General features: G+C 72.3%; 17 protein-coding genes and 3 pseudogenes. 8 read left to right on the top strand and 12 right to left on the bottom strand.

The genetic code is table 11. The features are described from left to right. Positions 1–816: 816 nt before the first annotated feature. Positions 817–1,062, bottom strand: coding sequence for a hypothetical protein (locus AQJ91_RS39140; RefSeq protein ID WP_067031836.1), 246 nt, complete (start codon positions 1,060–1,062; stop codon positions 817–819). A 144-nt stretch (positions 1,063–1,206) separates the two neighbouring features. After that, positions 1,207–1,338 (bottom strand): hypothetical protein, encoded by a 132-nt coding sequence (locus AQJ91_RS57570; protein WP_267891287.1) that lies wholly within the window; start codon positions 1,336–1,338, stop codon positions 1,207–1,209. Positions 1,339–1,658: 320 nt separating this feature from the next. Between AQJ91_RS57570 and AQJ91_RS39135 the strand changes: the two genes are divergently transcribed. Continuing rightward, the gene (locus AQJ91_RS39135; protein WP_067031833.1) at positions 1,659–2,861 is read left to right on the top strand and encodes an amino acid deaminase/aldolase; all 1,203 of its coding nucleotides are present in this window, start codon (positions 1,659–1,661) and stop codon (positions 2,859–2,861) included. A 24-nt stretch (positions 2,862–2,885) separates the two neighbouring features. Here AQJ91_RS39135 and AQJ91_RS39130 read toward each other — a convergent pair whose 3' ends face one another. Genes AQJ91_RS39130 through AQJ91_RS39115 form a run of 4 tightly spaced genes read right to left on the bottom strand, consistent with a single transcriptional unit; the run spans position 2,886 to position 7,388 of the window. Next, the gene (locus AQJ91_RS39130; protein WP_067031831.1) at positions 2,886–3,818 is read right to left on the bottom strand and encodes a DUF2510 domain-containing protein; all 933 of its coding nucleotides are present in this window, start codon (positions 3,816–3,818) and stop codon (positions 2,886–2,888) included. Between the two features lie 27 nt (positions 3,819–3,845). Continuing rightward, entirely contained in the window at positions 3,846–4,628 is a 783-nt protein-coding gene (locus AQJ91_RS39125) for a 3-oxoacyl-ACP reductase (protein ID WP_067031828.1), read from the bottom strand. A gap of 7 nt (positions 4,629–4,635) precedes the next feature. Further along, positions 4,636–6,015, bottom strand: a complete 1,380-nt coding sequence (locus AQJ91_RS39120; RefSeq protein ID WP_199848141.1) for an aldehyde dehydrogenase family protein — start codon at positions 6,013–6,015, stop codon at positions 4,636–4,638. 8 nt (positions 6,016–6,023) lie between these two features. Beyond that, complete coding sequence (locus AQJ91_RS39115; protein WP_067031823.1) at positions 6,024–7,388, bottom strand: glutamine synthetase family protein; 1,365 nt, start codon at positions 7,386–7,388, stop codon at positions 6,024–6,026. An 85-nt stretch (positions 7,389–7,473) separates the two neighbouring features. On the opposite strand from AQJ91_RS39115, the gene AQJ91_RS39110 reads away from it, so the two are divergent. The 3 genes from AQJ91_RS39110 (at position 7,474) to AQJ91_RS39100 (ending at position 10,564) form a co-directional block, all read left to right on the top strand. Next, a complete protein-coding gene (locus AQJ91_RS39110) occupies positions 7,474–8,220 on the top strand; it encodes a FadR/GntR family transcriptional regulator (RefSeq protein WP_067031820.1) in 747 nt (248 codons plus the stop codon). A 180-nt stretch (positions 8,221–8,400) separates the two neighbouring features. After that, the gene (gene eat / locus AQJ91_RS39105; RefSeq protein ID WP_067031817.1) at positions 8,401–9,846 is read left to right on the top strand and encodes an ethanolamine permease; all 1,446 of its coding nucleotides are present in this window, start codon (positions 8,401–8,403) and stop codon (positions 9,844–9,846) included. Positions 9,847–9,874: 28 nt separating this feature from the next. Next, on the top strand, positions 9,875–10,564 hold the full coding sequence (locus AQJ91_RS39100) for a gamma-glutamyl-gamma-aminobutyrate hydrolase family protein (protein WP_234383307.1): 690 nt from the start codon (positions 9,875–9,877) through the stop codon (positions 10,562–10,564). Here AQJ91_RS39100 and AQJ91_RS39095 read toward each other — a convergent pair. After that, a complete protein-coding gene (locus AQJ91_RS39095) occupies positions 10,533–11,501 on the bottom strand; it encodes an aminoglycoside phosphotransferase family protein (protein WP_067031968.1) in 969 nt (322 codons plus the stop codon). The genes AQJ91_RS39100 and AQJ91_RS39095 overlap by 32 nt on opposite strands. A gap of 200 nt (positions 11,502–11,701) precedes the next feature. After that, on the bottom strand, positions 11,702–12,661 hold the full coding sequence (locus AQJ91_RS39090; RefSeq protein WP_067031810.1) for a LysR family transcriptional regulator: 960 nt from the start codon (positions 12,659–12,661) through the stop codon (positions 11,702–11,704). A 71-nt stretch (positions 12,662–12,732) separates the two neighbouring features. On the opposite strand from AQJ91_RS39090, the pseudogene AQJ91_RS39085 reads away from it, so the two are divergent. Further along, a pseudogene (locus AQJ91_RS39085) lies at positions 12,733–13,844 on the top strand (TDT family transporter). Here the strand turns inward: AQJ91_RS39085 and AQJ91_RS39080 are convergent. The 3 genes and pseudogenes from AQJ91_RS39080 to AQJ91_RS39070 all read right to left on the bottom strand — a co-directional run. Further along, complete coding sequence (locus AQJ91_RS39080; protein ID WP_067031807.1) at positions 13,756–14,475, bottom strand: helical backbone metal receptor; 720 nt, start codon at positions 14,473–14,475, stop codon at positions 13,756–13,758. The pseudogene AQJ91_RS39085 and the gene AQJ91_RS39080 sit on opposite strands and share 89 nt — an antisense overlap. Continuing rightward, positions 14,475–15,041, bottom strand: a complete 567-nt coding sequence (locus tag AQJ91_RS39075) for a helix-turn-helix domain-containing protein (RefSeq protein ID WP_067031804.1) — start codon at positions 15,039–15,041, stop codon at positions 14,475–14,477. The genes AQJ91_RS39080 and AQJ91_RS39075 overlap by 1 nt, the downstream gene beginning before the upstream one ends. 569 nt (positions 15,042–15,610) lie before the next feature. Beyond that, a pseudogene (locus tag AQJ91_RS39070) lies at positions 15,611–15,877 on the bottom strand (glycine betaine ABC transporter substrate-binding protein); the annotation flags it as partial. 103 nt (positions 15,878–15,980) lie between these two features. Between AQJ91_RS39070 and AQJ91_RS39065 the strand changes: the two are divergent. From AQJ91_RS39065 to AQJ91_RS39055, 3 genes and pseudogenes are all read left to right on the top strand, one after another. Beyond that, positions 15,981–16,910 (top strand): 5'-3' exonuclease, encoded by a 930-nt coding sequence (locus AQJ91_RS39065; RefSeq protein WP_067031798.1) that lies wholly within the window; start codon positions 15,981–15,983, stop codon positions 16,908–16,910. Between the two features lie 85 nt (positions 16,911–16,995). Further along, positions 16,996–17,841: a siderophore-interacting protein gene (locus AQJ91_RS39060; RefSeq protein WP_067031795.1), complete on the top strand. Its 846-nt coding sequence runs from the start codon at positions 16,996–16,998 to the stop codon at positions 17,839–17,841. A gap of 134 nt (positions 17,842–17,975) precedes the next feature. Next, positions 17,976–18,236 (top strand): annotated as a pseudogene (locus AQJ91_RS39055) (amino acid permease); the annotation flags it as partial. Here AQJ91_RS39055 and AQJ91_RS39050 read toward each other — a convergent pair. Beyond that, positions 18,221–18,823: a GNAT family N-acetyltransferase gene (locus tag AQJ91_RS39050; protein WP_067031789.1), complete on the bottom strand. Its 603-nt coding sequence runs from the start codon at positions 18,821–18,823 to the stop codon at positions 18,221–18,223. The pseudogene AQJ91_RS39055 and the gene AQJ91_RS39050 sit on opposite strands and share 16 nt — an antisense overlap. Between the last annotated feature and the right edge of the window lie 36 nt (positions 18,824–18,859).

Here is an 18,859-nt window from a genome sequence, read left to right as displayed (position 1 = left end):
CGGGCGGAGGACTGGGCGGATGTGGAACCCGAGCGAGAGTCGGAACCGGCGCGCGCATCAGCAGAACCCGAACGACCGAAAGGCCGGCCGGGATCGCGGCCAGAGTCGCTGTCCGACCCGGCAGACACACCGGCCGGACCCGACCAGCCAGGAGACTGAGCAGGCGCAGAACCAGGGCCGGACGCCGGCCTCGGAGGCACGCTGGACGAGCCCGGGCGGGCGGAGGGCTGGGCGGGTGCGGAGTCAGGGCCGTTGGCCGGCCGCGGAGGCGCGCCGGGCGAACCGGGGCGGCCGGGAGACTGGGGCGGCGCGGTGCCCCGCCTAGGGGTGTCACCAACCGAGCCCGGGCGACCGGAGGGCTGGGGCGGCGCGGAGTCCGGCCTCGGGGGCGCGTCGGATGAACCCCCGCGGCCGACATCGGACGGGTTCGCCGGGATCGGGCGGAGGCGGAAGGTCTTCTCCGCGGCGGTCTCCGGGGGTGCCGGGGGGCGGTCCGTCGGGCGGGGTGGTACGCCTTCGGGGGTCGGCGACCCGGTGTTCTCGCGGTGCTCCTCTTGTCCTGCCGACGGCGGTGCGTCCGGGAAGCGGGACGAGGCGCGTGGCGGGGGCGGGGTCATGGGGGCGGAAGCTCCGGAGGACGGGGCCCGCAGGCTCGGGAAACGGAACCCGGTGTCCGGGGTGGCGGCAGTGGGGCGGTCCGGGTGGGTCTGCGTGCCGTGCCAGGGCGACCAGGCTCCGTGGGAACTGCCCGTGGCCGAGGACGGGGCCGAGGTGCGGCCACCGGAGGACCCCGCACGAGCCTCGTCGGCCGCACCGTCACGCCGGGGCGTCGACTGCCCGCCCGATCCGCTCCCGGCCGTCGACGCGGCTGACGTACGCGGGTCCGAAGGGCGGCCGTTCGCCGTGGGCGCCGACGACGCCCGCGAGCCCGAGGAACCATCCGCCGAAGCCGCCGACATACGCCGGCCCGAGGAACCATCCGCCGGGGCCGTGCGATCGTCCGTCGAGGCACCCGGCGTCGGGGCGGACCCGCCCGAGCTCGCGTCGGTGCCCGGCTGCCATGAGCCCGTGCTCTGTCGCCCCTGGCTCACCACGCGCCCCGGCTCCCCGGTAACGCCCTGCATTGAGCCCGAGCCGGGCCCCGTCGCAGCGCCGCCTCGGCCCGAGCCTGCCTCCGCGGCAGAGCCACCCCGCATCGGACCTGGCTCACGCACCGGCCTCTCCGCAGGCCGGCGCCCTTCGTTCGGCCCGTTCGCTGCGTCGGCCGGTGTCTCCACCGTCGTCGGTGGCACCGTCGGCCTCGGTGGCGTCGTCGGGCGGGGCGGGGTCGTGGGGCATGGTGGGACGGGGGCGCGGCGTGGCGCTTCCGTGCTCATGCACCCCCCGTTTCCTCGGGCCCGGGCCTGGTCTCCTGCGCGGGCCGTTGTTCCGTGTCTCCGCCCGGCCAGGGCCGGCGCGGACGCGTCCCTCCCTGGGCACGCATACCCGTACGGGTGGACCGTCATCCCGGCTCAACCGCGCCACGGACCCGTTCATCACGTGCGTGCGCGTCACTCTACGGGTTGATCCTGGGCGAACGGGAACCAGTCCACGACCCCGTGGCATCTGCCCGGAACGTCCCCCTACCCTGCGGTAATCCTGTCTGGCAGGCTGCGTTCATGACTGCGCGCGCCGCCGACCGGGCCCGTTACGACCGGGCCACCGCCCATCTCGACGCCCCTCTCGCGATCGTGGACCTGGACGCCTTCGACGCCAACGCGGACGATCTCGTCCGCCGCGCCGCCGGGAAGCCCATCCGCGTCGCCAGCAAGTCCGTACGCTGCCGGGCCCTGCTGGAGCGGGTGCTCGCGAAGGACGGCTTCGCGGGCATCATGTCGTTCACTCTCGCTGAGTCCCTTTGGCTGGCGCGCTCCGGGTTCGACGACGTTCTTCTCGCCTATCCGTCCGCGGACCGGAAGGCGTTCGCCGAGCTCACCAGTGATCCCAAGCTTGCTTCCGCCGTCTCCGTGATGGTCGACGACCCCGCCCAGCTCCGGTTCATCGACGAGGCTCGGGACGGCGGGCGAGAAGTCGTGCGGGTGTGCCTGGAGTTGGACACCTCGCTGAAGATGCTCGGCGGGCGGGTGCGGGTCGGGGCGCGGCGGTCGCCGCTGCACTCCGCCGCCCAGGTCGCGGACATGGCCCGTGTGGTGAACCGGCGGCCGGGGTTCCAGGTCGTCGGGATCATGGCGTACGAGGGGCACATCGCGGGTGTCGGTGACGCCGTGGCCGGGCGGCCGTTCAGGTCGCGTGCGGTCCGGCTGATGCAGGCCACCGCCAAGCGTGAACTCGCCGAGCGGCGGGCCGAGGTGGTGCGGGCGGTACGGGCCGTGGTGCCGGGGCTCGAGTTCGTGAACGGTGGCGGGACCGGCAGTGTGCAGCACACCGCCGCTGAGGACTCGGTCACCGAGATCGGGGCCGGGTCGGGGCTGTACGTGCCGCGGCTGTTCGACAACTACACGTCGTTCAGCGGGCGTCCGGCCGCGCTCTTCGCCCAGCCCGTGGTGCGCAGGCCGGGGGTCGGGGTGGTCACTGTCCTCGGTGGCGGGTATCCCGCTTCCGGTGCGGCCGGGCCCGACCGGCTGCCGGTGCCGTATCTGCCGGAGGGGCTGCGCTACGACGCCCAGGAGGGGCCCGGCGAGGTGCAGACGCCGCTGCTCGGTTCCCCGGCCGACGATCTGCTCATCGGCGACAAGGTGTGGTTCCGGCACGCCAAGGCCGGTGAGCTGTGCGAGCGGTTCGAGGTGCTGCACCTGGTGGAAGGGGACGCGGTGACGGCGACCGTGCCGACGTATCGCGGAGAAGGCCACACCTTCCTGTAGGCGGTCGGCCGTAGGCCGGCGGGTTCAGTCCGTCGGGCCGATGCTGCTGCCCACGCCGCCGCCCGCGCCGGGATCGTCGACGGACCGGATGCCCTGGGTGAAACGGTCCATGTCGGCCGTCGGCGGCCCGTCCTCACCGGCGTCGAAGACATAGCGGACGATGACCGGGGACTCGCTGCCGACGCTGGACGGGAACGCCAGCGACTGGACGTAACCGCCGGGTCCCTTGGCCGTCTTGACCCGCCAGCGCACGAAGTAGCCGGACCGGCCCGCCACCGCGACCGGGCCGGACTTCACGACCTGGTGGGACTCGATACCGCCGAAGGGGCGCTTGCCGATCCGGTCGCGGTCGTAGGCGTCGTCGGCCGCGTCCGCGATGTCGCCCTTGGCGAGGGCCTCGGGGGACTGCTCATCGTTCGCGGTCACCGTGCGCGAGATGACCAGTCCGTGCCGGCACAGGCCGCGGTCGCCCGGGCAGTCGTAGGTGCCGTCGGTGGTCATGAGGACGTCGTCCTGGGCGACGTACTGCGGCCGGACCCAGCCGTCGAGCAGCGGCAGGGTGATGCCGTTGAGCTGGTCCTCCACGACGGCCGGGTCGTCTGCGGAGGGCTCGCTGGTCGAGGCCGACGGCGACGGCGACGGCGAGGGAGCGTCCGTGGTGGGAGTGACCGGCGCCGAGGTCGCCGGCGTCGGGGCGGTGTTCACCTGTGCGCCGCCGTCGTCCTCGCCGAGCACGATCGCGCCTGTGACGATCGCGGCGACGAGGACGACGGCGGCGACGGTGAGGGAGATCACCTTGGCCCGCTGCCCGGAGGCCCCGCCGGCGGACGGCGCGGCCGGCACCGGCGCCCCGGGGACCTCGGGGGCGCGCCGGTGGTCGGTCCAGGCCGTTCCGTCCCACCAGCGCTCCAGGTGGGGAGCCTTGGGGTCGCGGTACCAGCCGGGCGGGGGCGTCATGCTCATTCCGGCACTTTAGGACGCGCCCTACAGGGGCGTGACGTACGCCCCCGAGATTCCGCCGTCGACCAGGAAGTCGGTGGCGTTGATGAAGGACGAGTCGTCGCTGGCCAGGAAGGCGACGGCGGCGGCGATCTCCTCGGCCTCGGCGAAACGGCCGACCGGGATGTGGACGAGGCGACGGGCGGCGCGCTCCGGGTCCTTGGCGAACAGCTCCTGGAGGAGCGGGGTGTTCACCGGGCCTGGGCAGAGGGCGTTGACGCGGATGCCCTCACGGGCGAACTGCACGCCCAGTTCGCGGGACATGGCGAGGACGCCGCCCTTGGACGCCGTGTACGAGATCTGGGACGTGGCGGCGCCCATCCGCGCCACGAAGGACGCCGTGTTGACGATGGAGCCCTTGCCCTGGCGCTGCATATAGGGAATCGCGGCTTTGCAGCACAGGTAGACGGAGGTGAGGTTGACCTCCTGGACGCGCTTCCAGGCGTCCAGGCCGGTCTCCAGGATGGAGTCGTCGTCGGGCGGCGAGATGCCCGCGTTGTTGAAGGCGATGTCGACGCTGCCGTAGGTGTCGAACGCCGTCTTGAACAGGGCCTCGACCTGCTCGGGGTCGGTGACGTCGACCTTGACGAAGATCCCGCCGACCTCCTCGGCGGCCGCCTTGCCGCGCTGCTCGTCGACGTCGCCGCAGACGACGTGCGCGCCCTCGGAGGCGAGACGGCGGGCGGTGGCGAGGCCGATGCCGCTGCCGGCTCCGGTGATGACGGCGGTACGGCCGACCAGGCGGCGGCAGATGGTCTGTTCGGTCATGAGCGGCTCAGGCCTCCGTGCTTTCCGTGCTGATGAAGACGTTCTTGGTCTCGGTGAAGGCGGTCAGGGCGTCCGGGCCCAGTTCGCGGCCGATGCCGGACTGTTTGAAGCCGCCGAAGGGGGTCCAGTAGCGGACGCTGGAGTGGGAGTTGACGGAAAGGTTGCCGGCGCGGACGGCCTGCGAGACGCGCAGGGCGCGGCCGACGTCCCTCGTCCAGATCGAGCCGGACAGGCCGTAGTCGGTGGCGTTGGCCAGCTGGATCGCCTCTGCCTCGTCCTCGAAGGGCAGGACCACGGCGACCGGGCCGAAGACCTCCTCGACGGCCACGCGCGCGTGCGGGTCGACGCCGGTGAGGACGGTGGGCGGGAACCAGAAGCCGGGGCCCTCGGGGGTCTTGCCGCGGATGCCGCCCAGGTCATCGGTCACGTACGAACGCACGCGTTCCAGCTGGACCTTGGAGATCAGCGGGCCCATCTGCGTCTGCTCGTCCGCCGGGTCGCCGACGAGCACCGACTCGATACCCGGAGCCAGGAGGTCGAGGAAGCGGTCGTAGGCGGAGCGCTGGACGAGGATGCGGGTGCGGGCGCAGCAGTCCTGGCCGGAGTTGTCGAGGAAGGCCATGGGAGCCGCTGCGGCGGCGGCCTCGATGTCCGCGTCGGCGAAGACGATGTTGGGGCTCTTGCCGCCGAGTTCGAGGGTGACGCGCTTGAGGAGCGCCGAACCCTTCGCCAACACCTGTTTGCCCACAGCCGTTGACCCGGTGAAGACGATCTTCGCGACGCCCGGGTGCTCGACGAGGGCGTTGCCCGCGACGGAACCGTGACCGGGCAGCACCTGGAACAGGCCTTCCGGAAGCCCGGCTTCCAGGGCGAGCTCGGCGAGCCGGAGGGCCGTGAGGGGCGTCGCCTCGGCGGGCTTGAGGAGGACCGCGTTGCCCGCCGCGAGCGCCGGGGCCGTACCCCAGGCGGCGATCGGCATCGGGAAGTTCCAGGGCGCGATGACGCCGACGACGCCCAGCGGTTCCAGGATCGTCACGTCCAGGCCGCCGGCGACCGGGATCTGGCGTCCGGTCAGCCGCTCCACTCCCCCGGCCGCGTAGTCGAGGAGGTCGCGGACATTGCCCGCCTCCCAGCGGGCGTTGCCGACGGTGTGCCCGGCCTCCCGCACCTCCAACTGAGCGAGCTCTTCGAGGTGTTCGTCGACGGCGACGGCGAACCGGCGCAGCAGCCGGGCCCGTTCGCCGGGTGCGAGGGCGACCCAGAGGGCCTGTGCCTTCGTGGCGCGTACGACGGCGGCGTCCACGTCGGCGGCGGAGGCGGCAGGGACCGTGGCGACGACCTCTTCGGTGGCCGGGTTCAGTACTTCCAGCTCGTACTCGTGCGACAAGAAGGGCCTCACATGCGTTCGAAGGAGCGGCGCAGCTCCCAGTCGGTGATCGCGGCGTCGAAGGCGTCCAGTTCGACGCGCGCCATGTTGCGGTAGTGCTCGACGACCTCGTCACCGAAGGCGGCCTTGGCGATCGGGCTGTTCTCCCAGAGCTCGGCGGCCTCGCGGAGCGTGGTGGGGACGTGTTCGAAGTCGGCGCTGTAGGCGTTGCCCGCGCAGGCCTCGGGCAGCTCCAGCTTCTGCTCGATGCCGTAGAGGCCGGCCGCCACCAGTCCGGCCACCGCGAGGTGCGGGTTGACGTCGCCGCCGGGGAGCCGGTTCTCGAAGCGCAGGGAGCGGCCGTGGCCGACCACCCGCAGGGCGCAGGTGCGGTTGTCGTAGCCCCAGGCGACGGCGGTCGGGGCGAAGGAGCCCGGCTGGAACCGCTTGTACGAGTTGATGTTGGGGGCGTAGAGCAGGGAGAAGTCGCGGAGCGCGGCCAGCTGCCCGGCGAGGAAGTGCCGCATGACGTCGGACATGCCGCCGGGGCCGTCCCCGGCCATGGCGCTGTTCCCGGCGGAGTCGGCCAGCGAGAGGTGGATGTGGCAGGAGTTGCCCTCACGCTCGTTGAACTTGGCCATGAAGGTGATCGACACGCCCTCCTGGGCGGCGATCTCCTTGGTGCCGGTCTTGTAGATGGCGTGCTGGTCGCAGGTGACCAGGGCCTCGTCGTACTTGAACACGATCTCGTGCTGGCCCGGGTTGCACTCGCCCTTGGCGGACTCGACGGTCAGGCCGGCGCCGGTCATGTCGTTGCGGATGCGGCGGAGCAGGGGCTCGATGCGGCCGGTGCCGAGGACCGAGTAGTCGATGTTGTACTGGTTGGCCGGGGTGAGCCCGCGGTAGTTCGCGTCCCAGGCCTGCTCGTAGGTGTCCTTGAAGACGATGAACTCGAGCTCGGTGCCGACATGGGCGGTGTAGCCGTGCTCGGCGAGGCGCTCCAGCTGGCGGCGCAGGATCTGCCGGGGTGCGGCGACCACGGGTGAGCCGTCGTTCCAGGCGAGGTCGGCGATGAGCATGGCCGTGCCCTCGTTCCAGGGGACGCGACGCAGGGTGCTCAGGTCGGGGTGCATGGCGAAGTCGCCGTAGCCGCGGTCCCAGGAGGACATCGCGTAGCCGTCGACGGTGTTCATCTCGGTGTCCACGGCGAGGAGGTAGTTACAGCCCTCGGTGCCGTGCTGGAGCACCTCGTCGAGGAAGAATCTGGCGGCGAACCGCTTGCCCTGCAGCCGCCCTTGCATGTCGGGGAATGCCAGGACGACAGTGTCGATCTCTCCGCCGGCGACGAGGGCGTGCAGCTCCTCGACGCTCAGCGGGGGTGTGCGGTCTGCCACGGGAGAGCCTCCTTCGGCTTCTTCGGTCAGCCGGAAGCCATAAGGTATTGCTCGTAACCATTGATTGGGAAGGGGGTTCGGCCACATGTCGCAGGCAGGCACGGAGCAGGGGGCTCCGGGGGCCGACGACCGGCTGACGTCGGTCCTGCGGCCGGTGCGGGCCGGCAACGGCTTCGAGGAGGCCCTGGAGCAGATCCTCCAGGTGGTCCGGCTCGGCCTGGTGCCGGGCGGCGAGCGGCTGCCGGCGGAGCGGGAGCTGGCCGACCGGCTCGGGATCAGCCGGGTGACGCTGCGCGAGGTGCTGAAGGTCCTGCAGGACCAGGGCCTGGTCGAGTCACGGCGCGGGCGCTACGGCGGGACGTTCGTGCTGGCCCGCACCGACACCCCGGGCGAGGAGGAGCTGCGCCGCCGCCTCAAGGGCGTCGACGTCGAGGACACGCTGCGCTTCCGCGAGGTGCTGGAGGTCGGCGCGGCCGGGCTGTGCGCGGCGCACGGGCTGGGCGAGGAGCAGGCGGACCGGCTGCGCGAGGCGCTCGCCCGCACCCATGACGCGCCGCTGACCGAGTACCGCCGCCTGGACACGCTGCTGCACCTCACCCTCGCCGAGCTGTCCGGCTCCCCCACGCTCACCGCCCAGTACGCGGCGGTGCGCGCGAACGTCAACGACCTCCTGGACTGCATTCCGCTGCTCGTACGCAATCTGGAGCACTCCCAGCGGCAGCACACCGCCCTGGTGGAGGCCGTGATCGAGGGGAACGCCGACGAGGCGCGGGAGATCATGCGGGAGCACTGCAGCGGGACGGCGGCGCTGCTGCGCGGGTTCCTGGGGTGAGTCGCGGGTTCCTCGGGCAGGTGCGGGGAGAGTGCGGATTTACGGACGCGTAACGCACGGGTATTGCTTTCCCACCACCGACACCGCAAAGGTGTGGATCCATTCCATTGAGCCGAGGCCCGGTCCACCCCACCGGTCCCGGAATGGATCCGTGTCCCCGCCCCGTGGAGAGTCCTACCCATGTCCCTGGAATCCACAAGTACCCCCGCCGCCGACGAGGCGGACGACTATCTGGAGCGCAGGACGCTCCGCCGCGGCAGCGCCGGCTGGGTGCTGCTGACCGGACTCGGCGTCGCCTACGTCGTCTCCGGTGACTACTCCGGCTGGAACTTCGGTCTGGCCGAGGGCGGCTTCGGCGGTCTGGCGATCGCCATGGTGCTCATGGGCGCGATGTACTGCTGCATGGTCTTCGCGCTCGCCGAGCTGTCCTCGATCCTGCCCACGGCGGGCGGCGGCTACGGCTTCGCACGCCGGGCGCTCGGTCCGTGGGGCGGCTTCCTGACCGGTACGGCGATCCTCATCGAGTACGTCCTGGCGCCCGCCGCCATCGTCATCTTCATCGGGGACTACGTCGAGTCGCTGGGCCTGTTCGGCCTGGAGTCCGGCTGGCCGGTGTACCTGGTCTGCTTCGCGATCTTCCTCGGCATCCATCTGTGGGGCGTGGGCGAGGCACTGCGGTTCAGCTTCGTCGTCACCGGCATCGCCGTGGTCGCCCTGATCGTGTTCGCGGCGGCGGCGCTGCCCGACTTCAGCTTCGGGCAGCTGGACGACATCCCGGTCGACGCCTCCGCCGCCGGTGCTAGCTCGTGGCTGCCCTTCGGTCTGCTCGGCATCTGGGCGGCGTTCCCGTTCGGCATGTGGTTCTTCCTGGGCGTCGAGGGTGTGCCGCTGGCCGCCGAGGAGACCAAGGACCCGGCCCGTACGCTGCCGAAGGCCATCCGCTGGTCGATGGGCATCCTGGTGGTGCTGGCCGTGGTCACGTTCTTCGCCGCCGCCGGAGCGCGCGGCGCGAACGCCATCCAGGAGGCCGGCAACCCGCTCGTCGAGGCGCTCCAGCCGGACGGCGAGCCGACGGTGCTGAGCCGGATCGTGAACTACGCGGGCCTGGCCGGCCTGGTGGCGTCGTTCTTCTCGCTCATCTACGCGGGCTCGCGCCAGCTGTTCGCCCTGTCCCGCGCCGGCTACCTCCCCCGCTTCCTGTCCCTCACCAGCAGCCGCAAGGCCCCGTACCTGGGTCTGCTGGTGCCGGGCACGATCGGCTTCCTGCTGGCGGCGACGACCGGCGACGGCGCCCGCATGCTGAACATCGCCGTCTTCGGCGCCACGATCTCGTACGCCCTGATGTCCCTGTCCCACATCGTGCTGCGCCGCCGCGAGCCGGAGCTGCCGCGGCCGTACCGCACGCCGGGTGGCGTGCTGACGTCCTCCGTCGCCCTGGTGCTGGCCTGCGCGGCGCTGGTGGCCACGTTCCTGGTGGATGTGACGGCGGCGTTCATCGCGCTCGCGGTGTACGTGGTGGCGATCGGGTACTTCGGTCTGTACAGCCGTAAGCATCTGGTGGCGAAGGCGCCGGAGGAGGAGTTCGCGGCGCTGGCGGCCGCCGAGGCAGAGTTGGCACGGGACTGACCGTCGTTTGGTGAAGGAGTGCGAAGGAGTGCATGTGGCCAGGCCGTTGATCGGTGTCAGCACCTATCTGGAGTCCGGGGCGCGCTGGGGCGTGTGGGAGCTGGAGGCGGCCCTGCTGCCCGCCGGCTACCCCCGGCTGGTGCAGGCGGCGGGCGGCCTGGCCGCGATGCTTCCGCCGGACGGCCCGGAGCACGCCGCGGCGACCGTGGCACGCCTGGACGGCCTGGTCATCGCGGGCGGCCCGGACGTGGAGCCGGTCCGCTACGGCGCGGAGCGCGCCCCGCGGACCGGGCCGCCCGCGCGTGCGCGTGACGACTGGGAGCTGGCCCTGATCGACGCGGCCCTCGCGGCGGGCGTCCCGCTGCTGGGGATCTGCCGGGGCATGCAGCTGCTGAACGTCGCGCTCGGCGGCACGCTGACGCAGCACGTCGACGGGCATGTGGAGGCGGTCGGCGTCTTCGGCCGGCATCCGGTCAAGCCGGTGCCGGGGACGCTGTACGCCAGTGCCGTGCCGGAGGAGTCGTCCGTGCCGACGTACCACCATCAGGCCGTGGACCGCCTCGGTACGGGGCTGGTCGCGTCGGCGTACGCGGCGGACGGGACGGTCGAGGCCCTGGAACTTCCGGCTGCGGTCGGGTGGGTGCTGGGCGTGCAGTGGCACCCGGAGATGGGCGAGGACCTGCGGGTCATGCGCGCCCTGGTCCGAGCCGCGTCCTGAGCCAGGCCAGCGCCGCGTCACCCTGGGCCTGCTGGAAGGGACGCAGGGTGGGCAGGCCCGGGGGCGCTGGACGCAGGGAGTGCTCGACGAAGAAGCCGGCCAGCGCGGCCAGCGCCGTGGTGACGGCGTCCGGATCGGCCTCCCGGCCCAGGGGATGCCTCGTGAACACCTCCTCCGGGTCCGGTCCGCCCTGTGCCCTGACGCAGGGCAGCATGAGGAGCAGGTCGAACCAGGGCGCCGCGCGCAGGGCGTGCGGCCAGTCGACGAAGACGACGCGGCCGTCGGGGGTGAGCAGCATGTTGTCGGCGCGCAGGTCGGCGTGGGCGAGGGTGTCGCCGGCGGTGGCCTCCGGCCAGGGGGCGGCGAGTTCGGCGAGGCGGGGAAGGTTGGCGGCCGCCCAGGGGTCGACGGCGGGGGTGGGTGCGGGTGCCGTGTCGAGTAGGTGCCGCCAGCCGTCGAAGGTTTCGGCGAGGGACTCCGCGGCGGGTGGCGCGGTGGGTACGGGGCACGGGGTGAGGGTGCGGCTCAGTTCCGTGACGGCGTCCAGGACGGGGCGCAACTCCGCCTCCCGCCAGGGGACATGGGGCTGGCGGCCGGGTACGTCCTCGAAGACCAGGGCGACCCAGGTGCCGTCGTCGTAGGTGCCGAGGAGGCGGGGGGCGGGGACGGTGGGTGGGAGGGCGGCGGCGTTACGGGCCTCGGCTCGGTGGAAGTCCGGGCTGTGGGGGTTGGTTTCCGCGCTGACCGCCTTGACGAAGGCGCGCCGGCCTTCGACGGTGCGGACGCGGGCGGCTACGCCGGGGGAGAATCCGCCGGGTTGGGTTTCGGCGTGGGTGACGGGGGTGCCGAGCACGTGCGCGAGGGCGTCACGGACCAGGTGGGGAAGGTCTTCCCACGGTGTGCGGACGCCTGCGGCGGGCGGGGCTGAGGGGGTCATGCGGTTCATGGTGACGGGCCGTGGCTGAGGCTCGCCAAGGGTTTCCTCGCCCCCGCCGCCCCTACCCGCCCCATCCCCAGGGGCTCCGCCCCTTCGCCGGCGCTGAGAGGTGCGAGGCCGGCCATTCTCCCAAGCGAGACGGGTGGTGGGTGGGCACAGGCCGGGGGTCCAGGGGGCGGCGCCCCCTGGAAGACGGTCACCTATCCCCGCGTCAGCGACAGCAGCTCCCGTGCCGGCCCCACCGGTCGGTGTCCCGTCGGCCACACCGCCCTGAGGTCCCGCGCCAGCGACACGTCCTGTACCGGCACGCTCACCAGGCGCCGCATCGCCAGTTCCTCGCCCACCGCGAGTTCGCTGAGGACCGCCGGACCCGCACCGCTCACCGCCGCCGCCTTCACCGCCGTAGTGGACGACAGTTCGATCAGTGGGCGGGCCAAGCCGCCCAGCGTCACGTCCAGGACCTGACGCGTGCCCGACCCCTTCTCGCGCAGGATCAGTGGCGTCGCCGCCAGCTCCGTGGCCTCCAGGGGGCGCCGACGGCGTGACCAGGGATGGCCCGGTGCCGTGACCACTATCAGGTGGTCGTGGGCGATCACCACCGAGTCCAGGCCCGTCGGGACCGTCAGCCCCTCCACGAAGCCCAGGTCCGCCTCGTCCGACAGCAGCCGTTCCGCCACCGCCGCCGAGTTCCCGGCGAGCAGCGACACCGCCGTGTCCGGGCGTTGCGCACGCAGGGCCAGCAGCCAGCCCGGCAGCAGGTACTCCGCGATCGTCATGCTCGCCGCCACCCGCAGCCGCGAGTCACGACGGTCCCGCAGGGCCTGCGCACCCACGTCGAACGCCTCCGCCGCCTCCACGATCCGCCGCGCCCAGTCCGTCACCAGCGCACCCGCGTCCGTGAGCCGCGACCCGCGCGGTGAGCGGTCCACCAGCGCGACCCCCAGCTGGCGTTCCATCGACCGGATCCTGCTGCTCGCCGCCGGCTGTGTGATCCCCAGCTCCCGCGCCGCCCCGCCCAGACTCCCCAGCCGCGCCACCGCCAGCAGCAGCTCCAGCGCACCCAGCTCCGGCACCCGGTGGGCCAGCGAGCCCCCGACCCCCGGCCGGGTGGCGTCGTCGCCCCCTTGCTCTTCCGTTCTGCTTCTGCCCGTCCTGCTCATAACCTCAGCTTATGCCCTCACAGAGACATACTCCCTGGTCGCGGACGACCACCGGCGACACCGTGGAAACCATGGTCACCGCCGTCCGTCACCTCGGACCCAACTGGTACGCCACCGTCATGGGCACCGCCATCGTCGCCACCGCGGGGGCCTCGCTGCCCGTGCACATCCCGGGCCTGCGTTCCGCCTGCACGGCTGTCTGGGCCCTCTCCCTCGCCCTCCTCCTCGCCCTGCTCGGCGCCCGTGCCCTGCACTGGACCCATCATCGCGACCAGGCCCGCGCCCACCTCCTCGACCCGGCCACGGCTCCCTTCTACGGCTGCCTCGCCATGGCCTGCTGGCCGTCGGCGGCGGCGCCGTGACCGTCGGGCACGACTGGATCGGGACCGGTACCGCGGTCGCTCTCGACGTCGTCCTGTTCGGCGCCGGTACCGTCATCGGGCTCGCCGCCGCCCTCGCCGTCCCGTACCTCATGGCCGTACGCCATCGGATCGAGCCGTCACAGGCCACGCCCGTGTGGCTGCTGCCGCTCGTCGCGCCCATGGTGTCCGCCGCCCTCGGGCCGCTCCTGGTGCCGTATCTGCCGGCCGGGCAGGCACGGGAGACCCTGCTGTTCGCCTGCTTCGCGTTGTTCGGGCTCAGACTCCTCGCGACGCTCCTCGTGCTTCCCCTCGTCTTCGCCCGGCTGCTCACCGGTGGGCCCCTGCCGCTCGCCCTCACGCCGACCCTGTTCCTGGTCCTCGGACCGCTCGGGCAGTCCACCACCGCCGTCGACAAGTTCGCGGACGTCGCCCCGGCCCCCTACAGCGAGGGCTTCGGCGTCCTCGCCGTCCTCTACGGCGTGCCCGTCATGGGCTTCGCGCTGCTGTGGTTCGGGCTGGCCACCGCCCATGTCGTACGGGCACGGCGGCACGGGATGCGGTTCGCGATGACCTGGTGGGCGTTCACCTTCCCCGTCGACACCTGTGTGACCGGTGCGGAGGCGCTCGGGCGGCACACCGGGCTCGTCGTCTACGACTGGCTCGCGACCGGGTTGTACGTCGTGCTGGTCGGCGCCTTCGGCGTCGCCGCCGTACAGACCACGCGCGGTCTTCTCAGCGGTGCGCTGCTCGCAGGGCCTCGGCCAGCACCCCCGGCGCCTCGGCCAGGGACGGGCCGTACCACGTCAGGTGCCGTCCGCTGACCAGCGCGCACGGCAGGCCCTGGAAGGCCTCGGGGCCATCGTCGGCCGTGAAACGGTACGGCTCGTCGGGCAGGACCACGACATCCGGAGCCTTCGCCCGCAGCTCCTCCAACGGGACGCGCGGATAGCGGTCCGCATGCCGTGCGTACACGTGGTCCACGCCCAGTCTCGCCAGTACGTCGCCCGCGAAGGTGTCGCGGCCCAGCACCATCCACGGACGGCGCCAGATCGGCACCACCGCCGTCGTACGGCGCTCCGGCGACGGCAGCGACGACCAGGCCGACTCCGCCTCGTCCAGCCAGCGCGGGCGGGCCGTCACCCCGCACGCCGCCAGCACGCGCGCCAGTTCCGGGAAGGCCTGCGCCACGTCCCGCACCTCCGTGACCAGGACCTCGACGCCCGCCGTGCGCAGGGCGGCGACGTCGGGCTCGCGGTTCTCCTCCTCGTTGGCGATCACCAGGTCGGGGGCGAGCGCGAGGATCTGTTCGACCTTGGGATTCTTGGTGCCACCGATTCGGGCGACCTCGAGGTCCGGCGGATGGCTGCACCAGTCCGTGACACCGACCAGGACGCCGGGCGCCGAGACGGCCACGGCCTCCGTCAGGGAAGGCACCAGTGAGACGGCCCGCATCAGCGTCGGCGGTCCTGGACCGCCTCGATGTGCTCGGCCACCGCGACGACGATCACGCGGGTGTCCGGCTCGGTCGCCCGCCAGCGGTGCCGGACCCCGCCGGTGAGGTACAGGGTGTCGCCGCGGCCCAGGCGGTAGGCGCGGCCCTCGGCCTCGATCTCGACGGCGCCGTCGGCGACGTACATCAACTGGTCGTTGCGGTACTGGAACTCCCGGCCCGCGTCATGGTCGCCGGTGAACTCCGAGGCGTGCATCTGATGGTGACCGCGCACCAGGGAGCGCGCCTGGGGTTCGGGCGCCAGTTCCGTGGTCTCCGCGCGGACGACGTCGACGCTGCACGCCGGGTCGGCGGCGGCGAGGAGTTCGACCGCGGTGGTGCGCAGGGCGTCGGCGAGCTTCTCCAGGGAGCTTCGGCTGGGGCGGGCCCGCTCGTTCTCCACCTGGCTCAGGAAGGGGACCGACAGGCCGCTGCGCTCGGCCACGACGGCGAGGGTGAGATCCAGCGCACGGCGTCGCCGCCGCACGGCCGCGCCCACCCGAAGAGGCTGTTCTTTGTGGTCGCCCATCGCTCCGGCTCCCTCCTTCGCTCGTCGGTCCACTGTCCTCGCGCAGGTCGTCCCACGCACACCTTCTGTTGAGTTCTCTGCACCCTACGCATGTTCGGCAAACCGTTTCAGGCGCCCGTCACATCGACGACACATTGGGGAGCGTACGACCTCACAGTTCGCGCCAGTGGATCACCTCCCGGGACGGGCCGAGGTCTGGAGGCGCGCTCGCGTCACCCTTGACCCTCGCTCAGCACGGAGCACCCTTCTCTCAGTTCAATGCGCTGGCCGCCCGCTGTGTTCCCGGGCCTTTCTCGCCCTTCTGTCAGGAGCGGAAGGCCTGGTGGGAGGCGGTGCCGGCGGGCTCGCGCCGGGGCGTGAAGTAGGTGGGTGGCATGGCGGGTTGGCGCGGCCGGTCAGGGGGACGACGTAGCGCTGTGTGGTTGGCCGGATCCTTGTCGTGGCGGAGGAACGGCGGAAGGGGTGGGTCCCGCCTGCGCGACGGGGCCCACCCCCCGGACCGGTGGTGACCGGTCGGTTTCGCGGAGTAGTCGGAACAGTCGGAGTTGTCGGTCAGGATCCGGTGGGGACTATCCGGCCACCAGGGCCGGCTTGTCCTCGATCCCCGGGTGGGCGTCCATCCAGCGGCGTGCGGACGCCTTCTCGTTTCCGGCGCCACCCTTCTGGATCTCCACTTCGAGCGACGCGAGTTGCTCCTCGGTCATCTTGAAGTCCTCCAGCCAGCCGTGCAGTTCGGGGAACTCCTGGCCGAAGTCCTTCTTGCCCACGACGCGGATCTGTTCACCCTGGCCCCAGGCACCCTCGGGGTCCTCGAGCTTCTTCAGGTCGTACCCGCCCCGCCCCTGTCGTTCCCCGTGGCAGGTGGGCGGGATTTCAGCGTGCTCCTGGCGGCGCCGTCGAGCCGGGCGTCGTACCCGCCGTCAGTGGCATGCTGGGCGCATGTCGACCCGCCCAAAAAAATGTCTTTTGCTTGACACTTCGTCGCTCTACTTCCGCGCCTACTTCGGCGTCCCTGACTCCGTGAAGGCCCCGGACGGCACGCCGGTGAACGCCGTGCGCGGGCTGCTGGAGTTCATCGACCGCCTGGTCAGGGACCACCAGCCCGACCTGCTGGTGGCGTGCATGGACGCCGACTGGCGGCCCCAGTGGCGGGTCGAGCTCATCCCCTCCTACAAGGCGCACCGGGTCGCCGAGGAGCACGAGGTGGGCCCGGACGAGGAGGAGGTGCCGGACACGCTGTCGCCGCAGGTGCCGGTCATCGAGGCCGTTCTCGACGCGCTCGGCATCGCGCGCGTGGGCGTCGAGGGGTACGAGGCGGACGATGTGATCGGCACGTTCACCGCGCGGGCGAAGGGCCCGGTCGACATCGTCACCGGCGACCGCGACCTGTACCAGCTGGTGGACGACGCGCGTGGGGTGCGGGTGCTGTACCCGCTGAAGGGCGTGGGCACGCTCCAGCTGACCGACGAGGCCTGGCTGCGCGAGAAGTATGGGGTGGACGGGCGGGGGTACGCGGATCTGGCGTTGCTGCGCGGCGACCCGAGCGACGGCCTGCCGGGCGTGCCCGGCATCGGCGAGAAGACGGCTGCCAAGCTGCTGGCCGAGTTCGGTGACCTGGCCGGGATCATGGCGGCGGTCGACGACCCGAAGGCGAAGCTCACCCCGTCGCAGCGCAAGCGGCTCGACGAGTCACGGCCGTACCTCGCGGTCGCGCCGACGGTCGTGCGGGTCGCGGACGACGTCCCGCTGCCGGACGTCGACCCGGCGCTGCCGCGGGCACCGCGCGATCCGGCCGCGCTGGACGCGCTGGCGGTCCGCTGGGGGCTGGGCGGGTCACTGCAGCGGCTGCTGACGACACTGGAGGTGTGAGAAAACCGGGAAGGGGTGGGGGAGGTATTCACTGGGGAGAGGTGCTAACTTAGGTAAACCTAAGCTTGAAAAGAGGGAGGCCGTCATGGCAGAACGCCCTGCCCGCAAGCCGCGGAAGCCCCACTCCGCGCAGGTCGTCCGTACCGAACGGCTGACCCCACACATGCAGCGTGTGGTGCTGGGCGGCGAGGGGCTCGCCGACTTCGCGGCGGGCACCTGCACGGATCATTACGTGAAGATCCTGTTCCCCGCGGAGGGCGCGGTCTATCCGGAGCCCTTCGACATGGAGCGGATCCGTGCGGAGTTCCCGCGCGAGCAGTGGCCGGTGATCCGGACGTACACGGTGCGTGCCTGGGATCCCGAACACCGTGAGCTGACCCTGGACTTCGTGCTGCACGGCGACGAGGGCCTGGCCGGCCCGTGGGCGATGCGCGCCCAGCCGGGCGAGACGGTCCGCTTCCTGGGCCCCGGCGGCGCCTACGCCCCCGATCCGAGCGCCGACTGGCATCTGCTCGTCGGTGACGAGAGCGCGCTGCCCGCGATCGCCCGCGCTCTGGAGTCGCTGCCCGGCGGTGCCAGGGTGCACGCCTTCGTGGAGGTCTCCGGGCCCGAGGAGGAGCAGAAGATCGACTCCGACGTGGAGGTCGTCTGGCTGCACCGCGGGAGCCGGCCCATCGGCGAGGCGCTGGTGGAGGCCGTACGGGCACTGGAGTTCCCCGAGGGCAGGCTGCACGCGTTCGTGCACGGCGAGGCGGCTTTCGTGAAGGACCTGCGCCGGCTGCTCCGGGTCGGGCTGCAGATTCCGCGCGAGGATCTGTCGGTCTCCGGCTACTGGCGGCTCGGCCACAACGAGGACGGCTGGCAGGCCGCCAAGCGGGAGTGGAACGCGCGCATCGAGGCGGAGCAGGAGGGCACGGCGCCCGCCGCATGACCCGGGCCGGGCAGGCCGGTTGACGACCTCTCAGGGGTGGCACCTTCGCAGGTGCCACCCCTTCGGCTTCTGCTGCCGCGGGGGCGTGAGGAATTGGGACCGGTCCGGACATGGCCGCGTCATGCGAGCGAAACAGCGCCCGCCTGTTCTCCCTGGGCCGCTGGGGCGTCCCGGTCAACGCCCTCGCGCTGCTGTACGGCCTGTTCATCACGGTCAACCTGGCCTGGCCGCGGGCCGCGGTGTACGACCCGGCGGGCGGCCACTGGTACTTCCAGTGGTTCACCGTGCTGTTCCTGGGCAGCACGCTCGCCCTGGGCCTCGCGTTCCGCGCGTACCGGAAGCGGACGGCGGCTCCGGCCGCGGTACCGGAGCCGGCGGTTCAGGAGGCCGTGTAGGTCGGCCAGTCGCCCCGCACGCGCGCGTGGAGGTGCATGTCGTGCCAGCCGTCCTGGTGGAGCAGGGCGCTGCGCTTGGTGCCCTCCAGGGTGAAGCCGGTCTTGGTGGCCACGCGGCAGGAGGCCTCGTTGCGGACGGCGTGCAGGAGTTCCAGACGGTGGAAGCCGGTGTCGGCGAGGGCCCAGCGGGCGAGGGTGGTCGTAGCGCGGGCGGCGACGCCCTGGCCGCGGGCCGCGGAGGTGGTCCAGTAGGCCACCTCGGCCTGGCCGTCGTCGAGCCGTATCTCGCGGAGTGCCACGCGGCCCAGGAGGCGGTCGGGGTCCGCGGCGACGACGGCCCACTGGGCGGTCCGTTCCTCGGTCCAGTCCTTCAGCCACTGCTCGATCCAGCCGCCGACCTCGTCCACGGAGTCGGCGGCACGGGCGTGCCACTGGTGCATGACCGGGTCCTGGAAGGCCTCGTGGACGGCGGGCGCGTCCGACGGCCGCCAGGGGCGCAGGAGCAGGCCGTCCCCGGCGGGGAGGGTGGGCTGCGGGGTGCTCGCGAGGGTTCCGGTGGGCAGGGCGGGGCTGGTCAAGTAGGGCATGGCCGCATCCTGCCAACGGGCGGGAGCGGGCCCAAC

The organism is Streptomyces dysideae (assembly GCF_001514305.1).
Taxonomy (GTDB): domain Bacteria; phylum Actinomycetota; class Actinomycetes; order Streptomycetales; family Streptomycetaceae; genus Streptomyces; species Streptomyces dysideae.
Note: the sequence above shows the minus strand (reverse complement) of the source record. Positions and strands in the feature narration are given on the sequence as shown.